This is a genomic window from Sorangium sp. So ce887 (assembly GCF_051521455.1).
Taxonomy (GTDB): domain Bacteria; phylum Myxococcota_A; class Polyangia; order Polyangiales; family Polyangiaceae; genus Sorangium.
Genome location: NZ_CP150354.1, coordinates 4670440 through 4688628, shown reverse-complemented (window position 1 = coordinate 4688628; position 18189 = coordinate 4670440). Strand labels below are relative to the sequence as shown.

General features: G+C 72.3%; 11 protein-coding genes. 4 read left to right on the top strand and 7 right to left on the bottom strand.

Going from position 1 to position 18189, the window contains the following annotated elements:
- The first annotated feature begins 154 nt into the window (after positions 1 to 154).
- The gene (locus tag WMF36_RS17420) at positions 155 to 1351 is read left to right on the top strand and encodes a hypothetical protein (protein WP_437580732.1); all 1197 of its coding nucleotides are present in this window, start codon (positions 155 to 157) and stop codon (positions 1349 to 1351) included.
- A 109-nt stretch (positions 1352 to 1460) separates the two neighbouring features.
- Here WMF36_RS17420 and WMF36_RS17415 read toward each other — a convergent pair whose 3' ends face one another.
- On the bottom strand, positions 1461 to 3779 hold the full coding sequence (locus WMF36_RS17415; protein ID WP_437580731.1) for a nitric-oxide reductase large subunit: 2319 nt from the start codon (positions 3777 to 3779) through the stop codon (positions 1461 to 1463).
- A 206-nt stretch (positions 3780 to 3985) separates the two neighbouring features.
- On the opposite strand from WMF36_RS17415, the gene norR reads away from it, so the two are divergent.
- Together norR and WMF36_RS17405 are read left to right on the top strand one after the other, a co-directional pair.
- Entirely contained in the window at positions 3986 to 5542 is a 1557-nt protein-coding gene (norR, locus tag WMF36_RS17410) for a nitric oxide reductase transcriptional regulator NorR (protein WP_437580730.1), read from the top strand.
- A gap of 206 nt (positions 5543 to 5748) precedes the next feature.
- A complete protein-coding gene (locus WMF36_RS17405) occupies positions 5749 to 7062 on the top strand; it encodes a PQQ-dependent sugar dehydrogenase (protein WP_437580729.1) in 1314 nt (437 codons plus the stop codon).
- Positions 7063 to 7132: 70 nt separating this feature from the next.
- Here the strand turns inward: WMF36_RS17405 and WMF36_RS17400 are convergent, their stop codons facing one another.
- The gene (locus tag WMF36_RS17400) at positions 7133 to 7642 is read right to left on the bottom strand and encodes a GNAT family N-acetyltransferase (RefSeq protein WP_437580728.1); all 510 of its coding nucleotides are present in this window, start codon (positions 7640 to 7642) and stop codon (positions 7133 to 7135) included.
- 321 nt (positions 7643 to 7963) lie between these two features.
- Between WMF36_RS17400 and WMF36_RS17395 the strand changes: the two genes are divergently transcribed.
- Positions 7964 to 9817: a twin-arginine translocation pathway signal protein gene (locus tag WMF36_RS17395; RefSeq protein ID WP_437580727.1), complete on the top strand. Its 1854-nt coding sequence runs from the start codon at positions 7964 to 7966 to the stop codon at positions 9815 to 9817.
- Positions 9818 to 9867: 50 nt separating this feature from the next.
- Here WMF36_RS17395 and WMF36_RS17390 read toward each other — a convergent pair whose 3' ends face one another.
- The 5 genes from WMF36_RS17390 to WMF36_RS17370 form a co-directional block, all read right to left on the bottom strand.
- Positions 9868 to 11163, bottom strand: coding sequence for a PEGA domain-containing protein (locus WMF36_RS17390; protein ID WP_437580726.1), 1296 nt, complete (start codon positions 11161 to 11163; stop codon positions 9868 to 9870).
- Entirely contained in the window at positions 11160 to 13907 is a 2748-nt protein-coding gene (locus tag WMF36_RS17385) for an FG-GAP repeat domain-containing protein (RefSeq protein ID WP_437580725.1), read from the bottom strand. The genes WMF36_RS17390 and WMF36_RS17385 overlap by 4 nt, the downstream gene beginning before the upstream one ends.
- 2 nt (positions 13908 to 13909) lie before the next feature.
- A complete protein-coding gene (locus WMF36_RS17380; protein WP_437580724.1) occupies positions 13910 to 15604 on the bottom strand; it encodes a serine/threonine-protein kinase in 1695 nt (564 codons plus the stop codon).
- 483 nt (positions 15605 to 16087) lie between these two features.
- Positions 16088 to 17542 (bottom strand): MFS transporter, encoded by a 1455-nt coding sequence (locus tag WMF36_RS17375; RefSeq protein ID WP_437580723.1) that lies wholly within the window; start codon positions 17540 to 17542, stop codon positions 16088 to 16090.
- On the bottom strand, positions 17539 to 18084 hold the full coding sequence (locus tag WMF36_RS17370) for a hypothetical protein (protein ID WP_437580722.1): 546 nt from the start codon (positions 18082 to 18084) through the stop codon (positions 17539 to 17541). The genes WMF36_RS17375 and WMF36_RS17370 overlap by 4 nt, the downstream gene beginning before the upstream one ends.
- Positions 18085 to 18189 lie beyond the last annotated feature (105 nt).

The window sequence follows — 18189 nt, the reverse complement described above, 5'->3', positions numbered from 1 at the left end:
CGGCGGCGACGCGTCCACCTCCAACTCCACCGGGACCTCGGCCTCCTCGTCCACCGGAGATGCCGCCGGCAGCGGGGGCTCGAGCGGAGCGGGCGGCGCACACTCGACGGATCATTGCCTGGTCGGTTTCGATCCCCACCCCAGCGACGCGACGATGAGTGACGGGGCGGCGGAGTTCAGCAAGAACGGCCAGATCGATCTCACCGTTCAGCCGGATGTCATCGCCTGGATGGAGCAGAACGAATGGCAAGCCGCCCATTTCGAGTGGCACAGCATCCGGCGCTGCGGCGGCGGCGGGTTCGGCGGTGGGATGAGCAGGGTCGATATCTGCAACTCGTCGGTCCCGGTTCCGTCGGACCAGGAGTGCAAGACGACGGGCGATGGCTTCCAGTTCCTCGCCATGCATCGGCACATGATCCAGTCGTTGAAGCAGCTCTGGCCGAAGCACTCCGAGCAGTTCGAGGGTTTCAAGAAGTTCCCCACGACGGCGGAGGAGCTGCCCCAGCAGTGGAGAGCGGACTTCAGGCCCTGGAGCGCCACGACGCTCGCCAACGCGAAGATCGCCGACGAGATCGACAAGCCGGAGAACCTGAGCCGCTTCCCGGACGAAGGCGCGTTCGGTATGTGGCTCCAGTGCTTCGCCGGTCAAGCCATCCCCGGCGCAAGTGTGTCGGCCAGCGGCCTGCATGGGGATCTCCATTTCAAATGGGTACGCAGCAACAACGCCGACCACGGCCTCGGCAACCAGTTCACGAACATCGACAACTACATGTTCTGGAAGCTGCACGGCTGGATCGACAACGTCTGGGAGAAGTACCGTGTCGCCAAGGGCATGTCACCCACCGACCAGAAGCTGAAGGACGCGGTAGCGGCCCAGTGCTACGAGATGGACGCGATCGCTCAGGTCATCAACCCTGAGCTGAAGCCGGATCCGGTCGATCCCCTCCCCACGGAGTCCGGCGTGTTCCACACCACGGTCCGTCCGATCCTCGAGAGCGACGTCAACAAGTGCAGCGGTTGCCACGGCGCGCAATCGACCGGCCCACAAGCAGGCCTGTCGCTCGGCGGCGACGTCAGCTCGGCGGACATCGTCGCGGGCCTCGTCAATCAGGCATCCAAGTCCGGCGGGCAGTTCAGGCTCGTGGTGCCGGGAAACCCGGACCAGAGCTGGCTCTACCTCAAGGCCGCAGGGACGGCTGCAAATGCCGGATGCAGGCCCTCCGGCGGCGCCAGCTGCCTCACGGGCGTCATGCCCCAGTCCGCGGACGGCAAGCCGACCCTGACGAGCGCGGAGCTGGCGACCCTCCGCAAGTGGATCCAAGACGGCGCGCCCGCGCCGACGGAGCGGTAGACTCGCCCCGATCCGCCTCACCCACGGCCCGCTCGCCCCTGCTCGGAGCGGCCCGTGGGTGGCATCTCGCGCAGCTGCGAGACGGGCGCCGGCGACGGATGAGGGGGGCTCAGCTCGCCGGCGCGCGGCTCGCCGCCGGAGCGGCCATCGGCGCCGCCTCGCCGGCCGCCGCGGGCCGCGCCGAGGCGGCCCCCGCCGGCCGCCGGGTCCAGAGCCCGGCGACGAACCCCACGAAGGCCATGACGCCGACGATGAACAGGGTGTCTCCGACGAGCCGCATCCAGCGCAGCGCCTCGATCACCGGCTGCTGGAGGAAGTCGGCGCTCCGCGCATACCACAGGCCGCGGTCGACGCTGGCCCACGCCTGCGCGAGCCCGATCGGCAGGAGGCTCAGGGCGATCATGAGCGCGAGCCCGCCGTTCATCCCCCAGAACGCCAGCCGGAGCCGCGCGTCGTTCCACACCGCGTCAGGGCGCAGGCGGCGGAGCATCACGAGCACGAGGCCGAGCGAGAGCAGCCCGTAGACGCCGAAGAGGGCGGCGTGCGCGTGCACGGGCGTCGTGTTCAGGCCCTGCATGTAATAGAGGGCGAGCGGCGGGTTGATGAGGAATCCGAACACGCCAGCTCCCACGAAGTTCCAGAACGCGACCGCGACGAAGAACTGGATGGGCCAGCGATAGGCCTGCATCCACGCGCTCCGGTGCTGCATCTGCCACGTCTCGTGCGCCTCCATCCCCACGAGGACGAGCGGCACGACCTCCAGGGCGCTGAAGCTCGCGCCGACGGCCATCACCGAGACCGGCGTGCCGCTGAAGTAGAGGTGGTGGAAGGTGCCGGGGATGCCCGAGATGAGGAAGATGCAGGTGGACAGGATCGCGGCGCGCGCCGCGCTGTCGGGCCGCACGAGGCCGAACCGCGTGAACAGGAAGGCGATCGCGGCGGTGGCGAAGACCTCCATGAACCCCTCGACCCAGAGGTGCACGACCCACCAGCGCCAGTACTCCATGACCGAGAGGTGGGTCTTCGCGCCGTAGAACAGGCCCACGCCGTAGAACAGCCCGATCGCCACGGTCGCGCCGGTGAAGAGCATCACGATGTGCCGGCTCATGTCGCGCCGCGCGAGGGCGGGCCAGAGCGCGCGCAGCATCAGGAAGAGCCAGAGGATGAGGCCGCCGAAGAGGGCGATCTGGAAGGCGCGGCCGAGGTCGACGTACTCGTACCCCTGGTGGCCGAACCAGAAGGACATCTCGAGGGCGAAGTGCTGCTTGACCGCCAGCCACTCTCCGGCGAGCGAGCCGAAGACGACGAAGACGAGCGCCCCGAAGAGGACGTTGACGCCGAGCCGCTGCCCCCTCGGCTCGCGCCCGCCCACGGCCGGCGCGAGGAAGAGCCCCGACGCGAGGAAGGCCGTCGCGATCCAGAAGACGCCGAGCTGGACGTGCCAGGTGCGCGTCACCGCATACGGGAGGTAGTCGGCGACAGGCAGGCCGAAGACCTCGTGTCCCTCGACCGTGTAGTGCGCGGTCAGCGCGCCGAGCGCGACCTGGAGCACGAGCAGGGCGACCACGACGACGCAGTACTTGCCGACGGCGCGCATCGACGGGGTGAGCTCCCACCCGCCCAGCGGATCGCGCTCCGGCGCGGGGGCGGCCGGCTCCTCGCTGCGGCGGAACGCGTGATACCAGACGAGGGCGCCGATCCCGGCGAGCAGCAGGACGATGCTCACGACCGACCAGATGACGTTGGCGGTCGTGGGGACGTTGCCGATGAGCGGCTCGTGAGGCCAGTTGTTCGTGTAGCTGGCGCCGGTGCCGGGGCGCTCCGCGGCGCAGGACCACGCGGTCCAGAAGAAGAACGCCGTCAGCTTGTCGCGCCGCCCCGCGTCGGGGACCGCGCCGGTGTGCAGCGCGTAGCTCTCGCGCAGGCCCGTGAGGGCCGGCTCGTCGCCGAACAGCGCGCGGTAGTGCGCCGCCGTCTCCTCGATCGCCCGGGCGCGATCGTCCGAGATCGTGAGCACCCCGGTCGCCGGGTCGACCCCGTTGTGGCGCATCGTCTTCTGGAGCCGCGCCTTGAGCGCGGCCTGAACCTCGTCGGGCAGCGCCGCGAACGGCGCGCCGTGCTCTCGCTGGCTCCAGATTGACAGCAGCGCCTCGGCCTCGCGATGGAGCCAGTCGGCCGACCAGTCCGGCGCCTGGTAAGCGCCGTGCCCCCAGACGCTGCCGACCTGCTGGCCGCCGATGCTCTGATAGACCAGCTGCCCATCGAGGATATCATCCTTCGTGAGCAGCACCCTGCCTGTCGAGGTCTGCACGATCTCGGGGATCGGCGGGGCCTTTCGGTACACCTCCCGGCCCATGAAGCCGAGGATCAAGAATCCAGCGGTGATGACGGCGGCGAGCGCCAGCCAGAGTCGTCGTAGGCTATGCATATCGACCTCGTTGTTCGCGTGAGCCAGGCGCGCGCCCGCGCCTCCGCGGCGCGGCTCGGGGGCTCCGGTCGTGATGCCGGGCCCTGAAGCAGGCGGCGTGCCGCTCGGCTGCGGCCCTTCGTCTCGTGCATCCAGGCGGCCAATGTTGCGCTTTTAGCAACACGTTGACGTTGTATAATTCACAACGATGTTGTATCATCCACAACATGCCGAGCCTGAAGGCGTTGCTGTCGGTGGCGCTGGATCTCACGACGTCGCTGGCGGCCGAGGATCGTTACCGGCGCCTGCTCGAGGCGGTGCGGCACGTGGTGCCGTGCGACGCGGCGTGCCTGATGCGGTACGACGACGGCGTGCTGGTGCCGCTCGCGGCGCACGGGCTCACGCCGGAGGCGCTGGGGCGCACGTTTTGCGCCAGGGCGCACCCGCGGCTCGACCTCCTCTGCCATGCCGAGGCGCCGGTGCGCTTCCCGCCGGACACCGATCTTCCGGATCCGTTCGACGGGCTGCTCGCGTCGGACGCGACCGCGCTCGCGCACGTCCACGCATGCCTCGGCTGCCCGCTGCGGGTGGAGGGCGCGCTGATCGGGCTCTTGACGGCCGACGCGCTCGATCCGCGCGCCTTCGACGGGGTGGACGCGGGAACGCTCTCCTGGCTGGGCGCGCTGGCCGGGGCGGCGGTGCGCACGAGCCAGCTCATCGACGCGCTCGAGCACAGCGCCGAGCGGCTCGGCCTTGTGGCGGAGGATCTCCGGCAAGCCGCGGAGCGGGAGCGGGGGGCCGGCCTGCTCGGGACGAGCCCGGCGATGCAGAAGCTGCGGGACGAGATCGCGCTCGTGGGGCCGTCGGATCTCACGGTGCTGATCACGGGCGAGACCGGCGTGGGCAAGGAGCTCGTGGCGCGGGCGGTCCACGCGGCGTCGAGGCGGCGGGGCGAGCCGCTGCTGCACGTGAACTGCGCGGCGCTGCCCGAGTCGGTGGCCGAGAGCGAGCTGTTCGGGCACGTGCGCGGCGCCTTCACCGGGGCGGAGCAGAACCGGCCCGGCAAGCTCGAGGTGGCCGACGGGGGGACGCTGTTCCTCGACGAGATCGGCGAGCTGCCGCCGTCGATCCAGCCGAAGCTGCTGCGGGCGCTGCAGGAGGGCGAGGTGCAGCGGGTGGGCGCGGATCGGTCGCTGCGCGTCGATGTCCGCATCGTGGCGGCCACGAACCGCGATATCGAGAAGGAGGTGGCCGAGGGGCGCTTCCGGGCGGACCTGTTCCACCGGCTCAACGTCTATCGCGTGGCGGTGCCGCCGCTGCGCGAGCGGAGGAGCGATATCCCGCTGCTCGCGGGCCATTTCTGCGACGCGGCGCGCGCGCGGCTCGGCGTGGGCCCGGTGCGGCTCACGCAGGCGGCGCGCGAGCTGCTCACGGGCGGCCCGTGGCCGGGCAACGTGCGCGAGCTGGAGAACACGCTGTTCCGGATGGTGCTGCAGGCGTCGCGGGGCGTGCCGCGCGGGGCGCCGGTGGTGCTGGAGCCGGCGCACCTCGGCGGGAGCTTCGCCGCCGCGGCGCCGCCGCAGGCGCAGGCCGCGGAGGGCGACGGCGGCGAGGCGCCGCCCGCGGCGGGGGCGACGCTGCACGAGCGGGTCGACGCCTACCAGCGCGACCTCATCCAGGAGGCCGTGGCGCAGCACGACGGCAACTGGGCCGCCGCGGCGAGATCGCTCGGGATGCACCGCAGCAACCTGCACCACCTCGCGAAGCGGCTCGGGCTGCGGTGAGGCGCGCCTGCCGCGGGGACCCCCGCGGTGGAAGGAGCCGAGTTCCCGGGGACGCCCGGGTGAGGCGTTGACGGAACAGCGTTCATGCAAGGCGAGATGATGGGCGGGCTCATCGGTTCGAGGGAGCGGTGGACAGAGGAGGAGCCGAATGGCAACCAGAGTCCATGGACAACCGAAGATCAGACCGCCGGTGGGCCCGGCGTGGGGTGGCTCAGGTGCTCCTGATCGGCGCGGGCGCGCTGGCCTCGTGCTCGCCCAAGCGCGCCGAGGTCACACCGCAGCCAGCGCCCACCGACAGGATCCTCACCGGCGCCGACGCGCTGGGCGACTGGACCACGGACGCGCCGGGCGTGAAGCGCAAGATCACCGTCGCCGATCTCCCCCCGCCCAACGAGGAGGAGTCGGTGGTCAACAGGCCAAGCAAGGCAGATCGTCCAGCCGGTGTGTTCCCCAAAGTCCCGTCGGGATTCACCGTTACCGAGCTCGCGACGGGTCTGGAGGAGCCCCGCGTCGTGCAGGTGGCGCCGAACGGCGACGTGTTCGTGGCCGAGAGCAAGGCGGACCGGGTGACGGTGCTCCGGGACACGGACGGCGATGGCAAGGCCGACGTCCGCAGCGCCTTTGCCGAGGATCTCAATCGCCCCTTCGGCATCGCCTTCTATCCGGCCGGCACCGATGCGCCGACGCACGTGTACATCGCGAACACCGACAGCGTTGTGCGGTTCCCTTACAAGGCGGGCGACACAAAGGCCAGCGGCCCGGCCGAGGCGCTGGTCACCAACATCCCCTCGGGCAAGGAAGCGGTGGGCGGCGGGGGCCACTGGACCCGCGATATCGCCTTCAGCAAGGACAGCCAGCGAATGTTCGTGTCGGTGGGATCCCGCTCCAACGTCGACGACGACGAGGACGAGATCCGGCGCGCCTGCATCCTGGCCTTCACCCCCGACGGCAAGAACGAGACGCTCCATGCGTCCGGCATCCGCAACCCGGTCGGTCTGGCCATCGAGCCGGCGACGGGCGCGCTCTGGACCAGCGTGAACGAGCGCGACGAGCTGGGCGACAACCTGGTCCCCGATTACGTGACGCGCGTGCAAGAGGGCGGCTTCTACGGCTGGCCCTGGTACTACCTCGGCCCGAACCAGGATCCGCGCCACGAGGGCAAGCGCCCCGAGCTGAGGGACAAGGTCATCGTGCCGGACGTGCTGATCCAGTCGCACTCGGCGTCCCTCGACCTCTGCTTCTACACGGGCCAGCAGTTCCCGGCCGATTACCAGGGCCACATCTTCGCCGCGGAGCACGGCTCGTGGAATCGCTCGCGGCGCACCGGCTACAAGGTGATCCGCATCCCGGTCAAGGACGGCAAGGCGGCCGGCTATTACGAGGACTTCATGACCGGCTTCGTCACGAGCACCGGCGACGTATGGGGTCGTCCGGTCGGCGTCGCGGTGGCCAGGGACGGCGCGCTGCTGGTGACCGACGACCAGAGCAACACCGTGTGGCGGGTGGCCTACGGCAAGTGAGACCACGAACCAATGCGGTCGAGCTCGTCCAGAATAGAATCGGCGGCGCCGCGCCGCCGTCGCTTGCCAGTCAGACAGCGCTCCTGACGCTCGATTCGGGGCGCGCCACGAAGCCGGTCTTCTCACCTGCGCGGAAGCCGCACGCATCGTAGAAGCGGTGCACCTCGGGCCGCCGCGAGCCCGTCAGCAGCATGGCCTTGTAACAGCCCGCCTCCCAGGCCTCCGCCAGCGCATGGCGCACCACGCGCGACCCGAACCCCCTCCGCCGGTGCTCACGATGGGTCACCACGTTCTCGACCAGCGCATACGGCCGGCCCCCGCGCGTGAGGTTGGGAACGACGATCAGCGAACAGCTGGCCACGAGGGCCGCCCCGCGCTCCAGCACGAAGAGGCGAAGCCCAGGCTGCTCGAGCATGCGCGCCCAGAGCGCCGACAGCTCGAGCTCGGGAGGGAACGAGTCGTCCTCGGGGTGGAGGTCGCGATAGAGCTCCAGGACCCCCTGGAGGTCCCTGACCTGCGCTGCGCGGACGATCCCGTCCGCCATCACGGAGCCCGCCTGCGCATCGCCTTTCGGTCGCACCCGTCGCCCGATACCACCGGGCCCCGTACGACAGAAGTGCTGCCGGTGCGCTGCGAAACAAAGTCCTTGCCCGCGTCCGTCCGTTATATTAGACGTTTCATCCTATAAAACGGATGCAGCGGAGAGAGCCCGCTGCCTCTCCTCATCTCGGCCTCGTCAGCGATCGAGCCGCGCGCGTCGTCGGAAGCTCGTTGTCACCCTCTCCGCTTCCAGGACGGGACGCCGCCGCCTGAGCTCACGGGCCGAGTCTCACGGGTGCCCGGCCGCGGACGCCGCGGCCGGGCGGACGCCAAGGTCCACACAACGACGGAGTTGAACGCCATGACCATCGATTCTCACGACAGCGATAGCCGGCGCGCCGCTTCCTCGCCTGACGCCCCGGGGCCCGCGAGCTCCGAGGCCGCCGCGAAGCGACCGGGGGCCGAAAAGGCGACAGGCCGGCGCGCCTTCATCGGCGTGGCAGGCTCGCTCGCCGTCGGAGGCGTCCTCGCCGCGGATCCAGGCGTCGCCAGGGCGGCGCGCGGCCGGGGCGCCGACGATCTGCTCAGCGGCATCGAGTCGCTGCGCCGCGACCCGCACGCCGCGCCGCTCGACCACGAGCTCCGCCTGCGCGCCCTGCGCGTCCGCTTCGAGGCCGCGGTCGACAGCTTCGAGGAGCCGATCGCGCCGCACCCGAACAACGGCGACGAGGCGCGCTATCCGAACAAGATCGGGACCGACACCCGCGGCCTGCCGCACGACAGGCGGGGCGAGGTCGACCTGGAGGCGTACCGCGTCGCGGCGAGGGCCCACGCGTCGCGCGAGTGGGACGATTTCGAGGCCATCCCGCTCGGCGGGACGCGCAAGCTGGTCAATCCGATCGGCACGCTTGCCGTCAGCTTGATCGGCACCACCCCGGCCCAGATCGGCGTGCCCCCGGCCCCCGCGCTGGCGAGCGCCCAGAAGGCCGCTGAGGCGGTCGAGGTCTACTGGAAGGCGCTGCTGCGCGACGTGCCGTTCGAGAGCTACGCGGACAGCAGCGATGTCGCGGACGCGATCGACGAGATCGACCGGCTCTCCGGCTACACGGGCCCCCGCGCCGGCGGCCGCGTGACGCTGGAGACGGTGTTCCGCGGCAGCGTCACCTACGCCGATCCCCGGGACCGCTCGGGCAGGACGGCCCGGCACGTGGTCCCTCACGGCGTGCTCGACGGGCCTTATATCTCGCAGTTCCTCCTGCGAGACATCCCCTATGGCCCGCAGCTGATCGGGGGCGCGATCCGCACCGCGCTGCCCGGCAACGACTTCCAGACCGACCACGACGAGTGGCTCGCGGTGCAGAACGGGATCGCGCCCACCCGGACCATCGCGTACGACCCGGTCCGCCGCTACATCTCGACAGGGCGCGATCTGGCGGAGTTCGTGCACAGCGGCGGAGCGCTCTTCTGGGGCGCGGCGCTGCTCCTCGGCGCAGCGCGCAGCGCGAGCCCGCGCGTCGCGGGGGGCATCGGGGCCCCGCTGAGCCCCACGAACCCTTATCTCACGTCGGAGACGCAGGCCTCCGCGGCGGCGACCTTCGCGCTCGCCTATCTGCAAAGCCTGCTCCCCTTCGGCACGTCGCGCGCGATCCGCGCCGCGTACTGGCAGAAGTGGTTCGTGCACCGCAGCGTCCGCCCCGAGGCCTTCGGCGGGCTGGTCCACCACCGCCTCGCGAACGGCGCGCGCGATTACCCGCTGCACCGCGAAATCCTGGAGTCGCAGGCGGCCGAGCTGACGTACGACGCGTTCGGCAGCTACCTGCTGCCGCAGGCCTTCCCGGAGGGCGCGCCGCTCCACGGATCCTACCCGGGCGGCGCCGCCGCCATCGCGGGCGTCAATGCGACGCTCCTCAAGGCGTTCTTCGACGAAGACCACGTGATCGAGGACCCGTTCGTCCCCGATCCGGCCGATCCGACCCGGCTCGTCCCCTACAGCGGGCCGCCCCTGACCGTGGGCGGCGAGCTGAACAAGCTGGCGACCAACTACGCCTTCGGCCGCAACTGGGCGGGCATCCACTGGCGCACCGACGCTGCAGCGTCGCTGGCGCTCGGCGAGCAGGTGGCCATCAGCCTGCTCCGGGACGAGCGCCGCACCTTCCTCGAGCCGTTCGAGGGCTTCACGTTCACCAGGTTCGACGGCACGCGGATCACGGTGTGAGTCGATGACGCTAGCCATCGAGAGACCCAGGCTCCGTCGGATACCGCTCTCTAGAACCGCCCCCTCACCCCGGCGCCGAGCAACCCCACCGTGAAATCCGCCTCCACCCCGGGGGCCTTCGGTGGCGGCGCGGCCGGCGCCGCGGCGGCCTTCGGCTCGTCGAAGACGAAGAGCCGGAAACCGACGGCAATGGCCAGGAACGACACCCCGCCGGCGACCGCTGCCGCCGCACCCAGACCGTCTCGCGCGTCGACCGCGGCGTTGTAGCGATCCCGCTCGGACGGCGTGAGCGAGGTCGCGTCCTTCCTGTCTCGCAAGTCGACCGCCTCGCCCTGACGCACGAGGGCGAGGCCCGCGAGCACGCCAGTCGCGGCCGCGCCCGCGGCGCCGGCGCCGAGCACCGTCCACGCCGCGAGGCGCTGGGACGTCATCCGGAGATCGGCGTCGAGCCGGACCGCCTGCTCGTGCGCGACCCGGAGCTCCCGCCGGTAAAGCTCGTGCCCGGGCAGCGAGACCTCGACGACATGAACGCCAGGCTCGACCGCGATCGCCGCGGTCGTGGGCACCGTCGCCCGCACCTGGCCGTCGACGGCGACCCGCGCGCCGCCCGTGCCGGTCACGTGCAGCTGCGCCGGCTTCGGCCGCAGCACGACGTGCCGCGGCATCAGCTCGCCGGCGACCGCGATGACCGTGAGCTCCTCCTCGTGATGCCCCGCCGCCTGCACCCGCACGCGGTGCGCGCCGGGGGCGACCGGCGCCACGAGCGGCGCCGGGACGAACGGCTGGCCATCCACCGATACGCGGGCGCCCTCGACCGGCGATGACAGCAGGAGCCGCGTGCCGCCCGCCGCCGGGGTCACCGCCGCCGCGGCGCCGCGCTGCGCGCCGTCGGCCGCGGTCGTGCCGCCGTCGGCCGCCGCCGCTGGGTCCTCGCCGGGGAGGCGTGCCTCCAGGGGGACGAGCGACGCCAGGGCAGCGACCGCCTCCTCGCGGCGCACCGCCTTCGGATCGAGGCGCAGGTACTCGCGGTAGAGGGCGATCGCGCGGCGCAGCGCGTCCGGCGACGGCTGCGTGAGGACCTGCCGCCGGAAGGCCTGCGCCGCCGAGAACAGGAGCGACGGGCTCGGCACGAGCTCGTGCGCCTCCAGGAACGCCTCCGCGGCGACCTGGTACTGGCCCGCCTCGTACGCCTGCGCGCCGGCGTTGAAGAAGCTCTCCGCGTGGGCCGCCTGCGCGGGCGTGGGGGGCGCGTCCGCCAGCGCCGCGCCGGGCGCCACGAGGGCCGCGGCGAGGGTCGACGACGCCCAGAGGAGCAGGAGGCCGGAGGGGCGCGCCGTCGCCCTCATGGCAGCACCGGCCTGCCGCGGAACACCTTCAGGAAGGCGGAGCTCATCGCCACGGCGAGATCGTCGACGCCATCGCCGTCGAAATCGGCCGCGCCGAGCGCGACGAAATCGCTGCCGGCCTCCGGCGGGGGGCCGGGAAAGGCGGTCTCGAGGCGGCGCAGGGCCCGGGCGCCGGCGTCGAGATCGTGGAGCTCGAGCCGCCCGGGCCCGGCCACGGCCACCTCGAGCGCGACGTCGGCGTCGGCGTTGAGCAGCGCCACGGCGAGGCCCGCGCAGACGTCGACGCCGTCGCAAGGGTCCGGCGCGACGAGCACCGTCTCGTCGAAGCCGCCGCCGGCGCGGCCCCAGAGGGCGACGAGCTCGCCACTTTCCGCGCGAGCGAGGAGATCCTGTTGCCCGTCGCCGTCCAGATCCGCGACGAGCGGGCGCGGCACGTACTTCGACGGGTTCACGCCCGTCGCGATCGCCGCGAACCGGTACATCGTCTCCTGCCGGGCTCGCTCTACCAGCTTGCCGGCGTCCTCCTCGTAGACCGCGAGCTCGCCGCCGCCGAGCCACACGAGCTCTTCCCGGCGGTCACCGTCGGTGTCGATCGCCGCGAGCACGCACGGGTCGCACGGCGGCGCCCCCTCGCCGGGCCGGCCGGACGCCTCCGCGCGCAGGTTGTCCCCCTCCGGCGACACGGTGATCAGCCAGAGCTGCGTGCCATCCGGCGCGCCCTCGCCCGTGAGCTCCGTGATCGCGGCGAGGCTCTGCACCGGGTCGCCGTCCTGCGCCGCGAGCAGGCCACCCGCGACCGCGAGGAGGCGCACCGGCAGGATGGAGGTCGATGCGCCGGGGCCAGGAGGCGCGTCGGGATCGGGCGGCGCGCCAGGAGGCGCCGGGAAGTAGAACGGCGCGCGGACGAGGCGATCGCGGCCGCCCTCGATGAGCGCGAGCCCGGAGCCGGACGCCACCGCCGCGCCGCGGGGGGGCGGGAGACCGCGCAAGGCGAAGAGCTGGACGCCCGTGGCCTCGTCGAGGACCCGGCCCGCGGCGAGGCCGCTGGCCAGATCGAGGCGGCCGTGGCCGGCCGGCGCGGAAGGCGCGGCGAAGGCGTTGCCGTAGGCGATGTCGAGCCGGGTCGAGGGCCGCGGGGACGACGGCCGCGCCTGCTGATCGAAGTAGGCGATGTCGTTCACCCGGTCGCCGTCGAGATCGCCGACGGCAAGGTAGTGCGGCGGGCACTGCGTCGGAAGGCGCTGCGGGTAGAAGGTGCCGTCCGATGCGCCGGTGTGGATCGTGATGTCGGGGAGCTGCGCCTCGGTCGCGACCACATCGAGGTGGCCGTCGGCGTTCACGTCGGCGGCGACCGCCTCGCACTCCCCGCCGATCGGGCGGCAGATCGGAGACTGGAACGGCGCGCCGGGAGGGCAGTCCAGCGGCACGAGCTCGGGACCGGGGCGGGCTCGATCGAAATCGCCGGCGATGAAGATCCGGTTCAGGTCGGCGAGCGCGGCCTCGAGCGCCGCGTCCCCGAGCGACAGCGCGCCCGTGCGCTGGTCGGGCGGACCCGAGGACGGCGGGCTCGGCGTCGAGTGGAAGCCCCCGCCGGTCACGCCGTACGCGACGTGGATCTCGCCGCGACCGTCGTTGACCGCGTTCACGACGAGGTCGAGGTGGCCGTCGCCGTTCTGGTCGTGCACGGCGAGCGAGGCGTTGACGTCGCGGATCTTCGCGCCGCCGCCGAGCTGCACCTCGGGCAGGGCCGCGAGCGCCTGGGAGCCGCCGGGGCCGCACACGGCATAGATGCGGATCCGGTCGTCGCCCCGCTTCGCGACGACCGCCTCGTCGCAGGGGCCGCTGTCCGCGGAGCCCTCGTACAGATCGGCGGCGACCACCCCGACGATGTCGCCGGGGGCCACCGTGTCGCCGTCGAGCGTCTGCGGCTTCGCGCTCGGGTTCGACATCACCGCGATGCGGCCAGGGCCGCCGCTCGACGGCGGCTGGCCGCCCGTGCCGCCGTCCATGCCGCCGCCGCCCGTGCCGCCCGCCGCGGCGGATGCGCCGAGGAAGATCAGCGCGGCGTCGCGGCCGCGCAGCCGCGCCGACAGGAGGCGCGCGGCGTCGCTGTCGAGGCGCGTGGTCGAGTAGAGCGTGGGCGAGAGGGCCGCGCTCTCGGAGGCGGAGAACACGAAGAGGCCGTTCGCCGCGCCCTCCTCGGCGACGACCACGTCGCCACGCCCGGCGACGATGAGCTCCAGCTGGCCGTCGCTCGTCAGGTCGCGCAGCAGCGGCGCGGGGGACGTCTCGTCGCCGGATGCTGCCCGGGAGATCGGCAGCGCCTGCTCCGCCTGCGCGCACAGCCCGGGCGCCTGGCTCGGGAGCGCCGTGATCGTGGTGCCTTCGAGCGTCGTGTGCACGAGCTCGTCGCAGCCGTCCGCGTCGATGTCGCCGGTCGAGAGATCCATCGCGGTGACCGTGCTGCGCGCCGCGAGCTCCTCGAAGTCGCCCCGGGGGCGCCGGCAGACGCCGTCCGCGCCGCACCCGGAGCCGCCGGGGCACACGAGCCCCTCGGCGTCCCCGCAGAGATAGCGGCACTGGTGCGCGCTCCCGGGCGCACCGCAGCCTTCCTGCCCGTCGCAGGCCTCGTCCGGCTCCTCGACGACGCGATTGCCGCAGACGTCCTCCTCGAGGAGCGAGAGGTTCGCGCAACCCGCCACCGCGATCGCCAGCGCGATCGAGAGTCCGTGCGTTCGCTTCATGGTCAGGGCGCTCCGACGAGGCTGTCGAACGCGGGTTTCTCCAGGTCGGCGTGATGCTTCCGCGGGCGGCTCGACGGTGCGCCCGGGCCCGCAGCCGACGCCGCGCCGGCCTTGCCGGCGGACGGCGCAGACAGCGCTTGCCCGCCCGCGGCCGTCCGGGGGCCGGAGGACGCGGCGCTCGCCCCGGCCGGGCCGGGGGGCGTGCCGGCCGCGCCGGGCGCCGTGCTGGCCGCGCTGGGGGGCGTACCGGCCGCGCCGGACGCCGTGCCGGCCGCACCGGGCGCCATGCCGGCCGCGCCGGGCGCCGCCGTGGCGGCCGCAGGCGCGGCGGCCGGGGGCACGGCAGCGTCGCCGCCGGCGCGCGGCCACGCCAGCGCCACGGCCACCGCGCCGCCCAGGAGCAGCAGCGCGAGCACCCCGGCGCCGCGGGCCCCGGCCCTCGGCGCCCGGACGGGCCCGGCGAGCGGGGCGAGCGCCACGGTCCGGCCGATCTCCGCGGCCGCCACCGTGCCCGGCGCCGGCTCCGCATCGCGCGGCGCCGCCGGCAGCATGGGCTGCGTAGCCCCGGCCGCCGCGGCCCCGCTCGCTCCAGGGCTGCGCAGCGTGCCGGAGGCGCCGCCGCTCCCGGGATCGACGGCGCCGACGACCGCGGTCGCCGCGTCGGCGCTGATGTGCCGCGGCCCGATGGACACGGCGCGCTCGCTGCTCCCGGGCCGCGCCGCGCCCGCGCCGTCGAGCCCCTCGACGCCGAGCCTGCGCACCTGCTCGACGAACGCCTGGACCGCCGCGCCCGCCGACGGCGGGCGATCCTGGGCGCGCTTCGCCAGCATCGCCAGCACCGGGGCGTCGAGCTCGGGCGGGAGGTCCGCGCGGACGCTCGACGCCCGCGGCGGCTCGTTGAGGAGGTGCATCATCATCACATCCATCATCGAGTCGGCCTCGAAGAGCAGCGCTCCCGTGAGCATCTCGTGGGCGATCACGCCGAGCGCGTAGATGTCCGAGCGAGGGTCCACGCCCTTGCCGCGGACCTGCTCGGGCGACATGTACGCGGGCGTCCCGACCGCGACGCCCGTGGCCGTCCTGTGGGCGAGCGCGTCGCCCGCGAGCTTCGCCACGCCGAAATCGAGCAGCTTGGGGAACCAGCGATCGCCCTTCTCGGTCGCCACGAAGACGTTCTCGGGCTTCAGATCGCGGTGCGTGATCCCCGCCGCGTGCGCGGCGTCGAGCGCGTCGGCGATGCCCTCGAGGAGGGGGACGGCGCGGGACGGCGACAGGCGCCCCTCGCGCCGGATCAGCGCGCCGAGCGTGAGCCCGTCGAGCAGCTCCATGACGAAGTAGTGCCGCCCGTCGACGACGCCGAAGGAGAAGATGTCGATGATGTTGCGGTGCCGGATGCGGTTCACCGCGCGCGCCTCGCCGATGAAGCGCGAGACGACGGTCGGGTCGGACGCGAACCGCCGGTTCAGCACCTTGATCGCGACCCGCTTGCCGATGAGCGGGTGCTCTCCCGCATAGACGTCGCCGAACGTCCCCGCGCCGAGCAGCCGCTCGACGCGGTACTCGCCGATCATCGCGCCCGGCTGGAGCTCGGCGTCCTCCTCGGAGAAGGCCTCGTCGGGCAGCAGCGCGCCGCCGTGCTCCGGGCAGGTCGCCACATCATCGGGATAGACCGAGCGGCACGCGGAGCAGGTGGCCATCGACCGTCGCCCAGTCTAGTACATCGTTCCCGAAGTTCGTCCCTGGATCCGTGATGCACCAGCCCGGGCTGTCGCGATGATCCGCAGCTCGAGCATGCAATGCCTCGCAGCGCGTGGCGAGGGCCCTGAAGCTCGAGACCCGAGGGGAAGCTGAGCCGCACAGCGAGTACGAACGCCACGGTACGCGCACGCTGATCGGAGCCTTCAATAAGTAGCTCGCTCTGTGGCGACGCTGTCCCGCGACGAGCTCGCTCCGTTGACGAGCCCGGCCAGCCCAGATCGTCGCCGGGCTGGCACAGCGCCGATCCAGGGACGAATTTCGGGAACGATGTGCTAGCCCGGCGCTCGATGGAGCCCCTGGTCCGGCTGGAGGCTCTTCGGGCTCCCCGGCTGCCTGGCGATGGCCCATTCGGCCACTGCAACGTTGATGACCCAACCCGCGGAGAAGAGGGCTGTCGGTTTCGATGCGAGGGTAAAACTGGGTCATCCATAGCCCTGTGACCGCGGCCGCAAGTCCGCAACGGACGCTCCCCGTGCCGGACCTCGCGCAGCGCTCACGATGCCGGCGGTCAGGGCCAATACGGCTCCGATCCCAAGTCCGACCCGAGGCGCTACGTCGAGGGAGGTGGTGGTGAAGAGCAGGGTCATGAGAACCGCCCCTGCCGTCTGACCGGTCAGACGAGCGGTGCCTTGCATGCCGCCAGCCGCGCCGCTCCGTTCCGGTGGCGCGGAGAGGAACATGTTGCGGTTGTTCGGCACCTGAAAGAGGCCGAACCCCAGGCCGCAGACGATGGCGAACGCGATGAGCAGCCGAGGGTCGCCCTGCAGCGGCCACACGGCGGTCGCCGCCAGGCCGAGGCCGAGGCAGGCGCCGCCGACAGCACAGAGCCACGCCGTCGGTATGCGGTCCGCGAGGCGACCGGCGACGACAGCTGTCGCAGCGACGGTCAGCGGCCAGGGCGTCATATAGATCCCGGCCACGAGCGGCGTCTGCCCAAGCTGGTGTTGTAGGTAGAAGGGCAGCGCCACCAGGCCCGCCGTTTGGCCCGTGAAACAGCACACCGAAGCGATCACCGAGATCCGGAACGATCTGCCGCGCAGCAGGTCGAGCGGGATCATCGGGGCGGCCTTCGGCATCTCCCGACGAACCAGCCCCATCAGGGCGATCGCCGCCATCGCGAGCAGCAGGCCGGCCGCGAGCGGCCGTGTCGGCAAGAGCTCCGCTCCGATGACAAGCAGCGCAAAGGCGACGCCGTTCAGCGCCACGCTGCGCCCGTCGATCCGCTGCGCCGTTCCGGCGACCGGCGGAAGCGCGCGCGCGGCCAGCAGCGCCGTCGCGCCCACGGGGAGGTTCACCAGGAAGAGCCAAGGCCAGCCCATCCCCGCCAGGATCAGGGCGCCGATTGCGGGGCTTGCGGCCGACGAGAGCGCGACCGTCAGCGCGTTCCAGCCGATGGCGGCGCCGAGCTGCTCCGGAGGAACGGACAACCGTAAGAGGGCGACCCCCAGCGCCATCACGGCGGCGCCGCCAAGGCCTTGGACGAACCGGGCGGCGACGAGCCAAGGCAGCGAGGGCGACAGGGCGCACAGCGCGGACGCCGCCGTGAATAGAGCGACACCCCAGACAAACACCCGGCGATAGCCGAGCCGTTCGCCGAGGGCTGCGCAGGGCAGGAGCGCCATGACGAGCGCGGTCTGGTACGCGGTGATGACGAGGACCGCCAGGGACGGCGTGGCACCCAACGCGCGGGCCATCGTCGGCAAGGCGACGTTGGCCATGCCCGCGTCGAGCACCACCAGGCTCATGGCGCTCAACACAGCGGCGATCGCGAAGGCGCGTCGCGGCGATGGCAGCCCGGCGTCGGCGTGGGCCTGCTGCGGCGTGGATCGGTCCAGGGAGGCCGTCGCGGCCCGCCCTTCGGCCAGAAGACTCGTCATGCTGCCGCCGTGGTCCAGACGCCGTTGCGTTCGACATATCGGGTGACCCGGCGCTCTTGCCGGTCCTCAACCCTCAGGTCTCGTTCCGTGAAGCGGAAGAGCAGGGCCGAGCTCGTCATGCACCGCGTGTCGTGAATGTCGCCGGGGAGGTACACCTGGACCTGGCCGGCCCGCACCAGGGTCGAGTCCCTCTTCACCAGCCGGACCTGGCCGTCCGGGTCCTCCACGCGCGCGTAGGTCCCCATCTCGATTTCGCCCTGCTGCATCGCATAGATCACCCACCCTCTGCCGTGGTCGTGGGGTGGCCGGTAAAGCCCGGCGTGTTCGGTGTGCGCGAAGAGCACGAACCCATGGGTGGGGTCGCGATACAGCTCCTCATTTGTGGGCGCGTTCCGGTGAAGCGCCGCGAGCCACGCCTCTGACGGCGAAGCCTCGAGAAGAGTCTCCAGGTGTTGGCGGCACTCGGCGACCAGCTCGCTCGTCAGCGGCCCCCAGGCCGCGTTCGTGCCGTCGATGAATGTCTGCAGAGCGCTGTTGGCCATCGTCGTTCCCTTCGTTGAAGCGTCTCGGAAGAGTAGAGGGCCGCGTGACATGCCGGAACGCGCAGCGTGTGCATGTTGTCCGTGCGCTGGACGCCATGTGACCAG

Bases quoted from the DNA above. Each gene is read 5' to 3' on its own strand.
- WMF36_RS17420 (WP_437580732.1), top strand. From the start codon at position 155: ATGAGTGACGGGGCGGCGGAGTTCAGCAAGAACGGCCAGATCGATCTC.
- WMF36_RS17415 (WP_437580731.1), bottom strand. From the start codon at position 3,779: ATGCATAGCCTACGACGACTCTGGCTGGCGCTCGCCGCCGTCATCACC.
- norR (WP_437580730.1), top strand. From the start codon at position 3,986: ATGCCGAGCCTGAAGGCGTTGCTGTCGGTGGCGCTGGATCTCACGACG.
- WMF36_RS17395 (WP_437580727.1), top strand. From the start codon at position 7,964: ATGACCATCGATTCTCACGACAGCGATAGCCGGCGCGCCGCTTCCTCG.
- WMF36_RS17390 (WP_437580726.1), bottom strand. From the start codon at position 11,163: ATGAGGGCGACGGCGCGCCCCTCCGGCCTCCTGCTCCTCTGGGCGTCG.
- WMF36_RS17385 (WP_437580725.1), bottom strand. From the start codon at position 13,907: ATGAAGCGAACGCACGGACTCTCGATCGCGCTGGCGATCGCGGTGGCG.
- WMF36_RS17380 (WP_437580724.1), bottom strand. From the start codon at position 15,604: ATGGCCACCTGCTCCGCGTGCCGCTCGGTCTATCCCGATGATGTGGCG.
- WMF36_RS17375 (WP_437580723.1), bottom strand. From the start codon at position 17,542: ATGACGAGTCTTCTGGCCGAAGGGCGGGCCGCGACGGCCTCCCTGGAC.
- WMF36_RS17370 (WP_437580722.1), bottom strand. From the start codon at position 18,084: ATGGCCAACAGCGCTCTGCAGACATTCATCGACGGCACGAACGCGGCC.